The sequence below is a fragment of the Bacillus sp. T2.9-1 genome (genome assembly GCF_950097965.1).
GTDB lineage: Bacteria > Bacillota > Bacilli > Bacillales > Cytobacillaceae > Niallia > Niallia hominis.
Genome location: NZ_CATNHG010000020.1, coordinates 1 through 1891, shown reverse-complemented (window position 1 = coordinate 1891; position 1891 = coordinate 1). Strand labels below are relative to the sequence as shown.

The following is a 1891-nucleotide window of genomic DNA, read 5'->3' as shown; positions in this document are numbered from 1 at the left end:
GTGCCAGCGTATAATGGTAAATAAGTCAAATGGAAATTTCTTAGAAAAAAGACAAACTTTAAGAAAAGTCCCCTATTTCCATTTTTAGGAAGAATCAACCATCACAGAGTATTATTATAGGGCTCCTCTAGAGCGTGAAAGGACCTTGCGTTTCATCCTACAGGGATACCGCCTAGCGAATATAAACTTCGATTTTCACGTATTATTCGTATTTGCAGGACAAGATCCATAACGCTGGCACACGAGGTCTAAAGCCTCAGGCACGAAATACAATGTGATCTAACGTCCTAGAGGAGCCCCATTTTAGCTCAAACAATAATAAATTTATAAAAGGTTAAATAATGGTACGATAAACTTCTAAATTAAGCTGATAGGCAAGTATTTGACAAGACGTGGACTTCATAAAACCGTTTTGTGTTAGCGACTCTAAGCTTCTTACTTATTTCATCTACTAGAACATAGTTCTCTTGATCCGTATGGTATAAGGTATGGTTTCGAATCATGGAAAAGGCTAGGCGAATCATTCGGTTTCCTAAGGCTATATAGGCCTGACCCGTGAGTTTTCCACGCTCCTTAAAGGCTTTATATCTTTGTTTCATTTCGGGATTATTTACAGCTAGGGATTTACCTACCTGGTAGGTGATATTTCGGAATGTTCTTCTTCCTTGTTTAGAAATACAGAAATAAGATGGTCTTTTCCCTCCCGATTGCTTCACAATAGGATTGGTCCCTGCCAATTTAATTAATTGCCCCGCATGTTCGAAATCGGAGATATCGCCCATTTCAGCGTATAATTCAGCTCCAGTAACCACTCCTATCCCAGGAACACTTAGAATAACTGCTCCCTCCATACCAACAAACAAATCTTCAATTTTACGTTCTAATTCACCAATTTGGTTATTCAATAATTCAAAACGATCCAATTTTTGAGTTAGGAGAAAAATGTCCCCCTCTAAAGATGCTTTGGGTTGAGATATCGAATTTTCCGCATAGTTTAATAGAATCTGAATGGTGTTGTCTCTTATTTTTAAGTTTTCACGAATGGAAAGATCACGTAATCCCTTTTCCCCAAGCTTTAAAATATCGCTTGGATGGGGATAATGCCTCATGAGGTAGAGAGGTGCTTTTCCAAACAAATTACTAAATGGTTCCACTTTTTCACGCTTTCCTTTTACCCAGACGGATTTCCCCTGAAATTCCCTAAAAATATGGTCTAAATGCATACGAATCAAGTTTTGAGTAGCTGTTCGTTCCCCCACTAATTCGCGTCGGGCACGTGTAAGTTTCTGTAGGCTTAGCACATCACCAGAAGCTAACTCGTTGGATGTCCCCCGGCCATGAATCATGGATTGAACAATGGCCATTAGATCTAAATTATCCGTCTTAGACCAATTTAATAGGGTTTGTCTTTCCTGGGCAGTAGTAGCTGCATTCAAAGTTCGAACATGATAGCCAAGCGAATGACTTTTTCTAACAAGATCCTCGTAATAATGCCCTGTCGTTTCAATCCCCACTACTACTTCTTTCAGTCTGTTTTTATTCTTTTCCGACTCAATGATTCTCTTTAAATAGTCGAAACCAGTCATAGAAGCATCAAACTCGAAAGGTTTGACTAAAATGTCCCCATAAAACGTACAAATCAATGCTTTTTGTGTAAACTTTGCCGCATCAATCGCCACTAACATTAAATTTTCTGTCCCTGTCTCTCTCAAGAACTCTGCCCATCGACTTCCTTTTTTACCTTGAATGTGGTTAAATATTGAATATGCCATCGTTTTCATCTCCTTGGTAAGGGTAGTAAGATTGGAAGTTCTGTGATAGGTACTTCCATTTTACAATGAAAACGGTGGCTTTTTTCTAATTATTTGACCTATTTACTATACTAGGCACC

1 protein-coding gene is annotated in these 1891 nt (G+C 38.6%); it reads right to left on the bottom strand.

Annotation, left to right across the window (positions count from 1 at the left end; translation table 11 throughout):
* Nucleotides 1–362: 362 nt before the first annotated feature.
* Nucleotides 363–1772: an IS110 family transposase gene (locus QQZ16_RS02265; RefSeq protein ID WP_016205067.1), complete on the bottom strand. Its 1410-nt coding sequence runs from the start codon at nucleotides 1770–1772 to the stop codon at nucleotides 363–365.
* Nucleotides 1773–1891 lie beyond the last annotated feature (119 nt).

What these genes read in the sequence shown, in the direction of transcription:
- QQZ16_RS02265 (WP_016205067.1), bottom strand. Translation starts at nt 1,772, where the DNA reads ATGGCATATTCAATATTTAACCACATTCAAGGTAAAAAAGGAAGTCGA.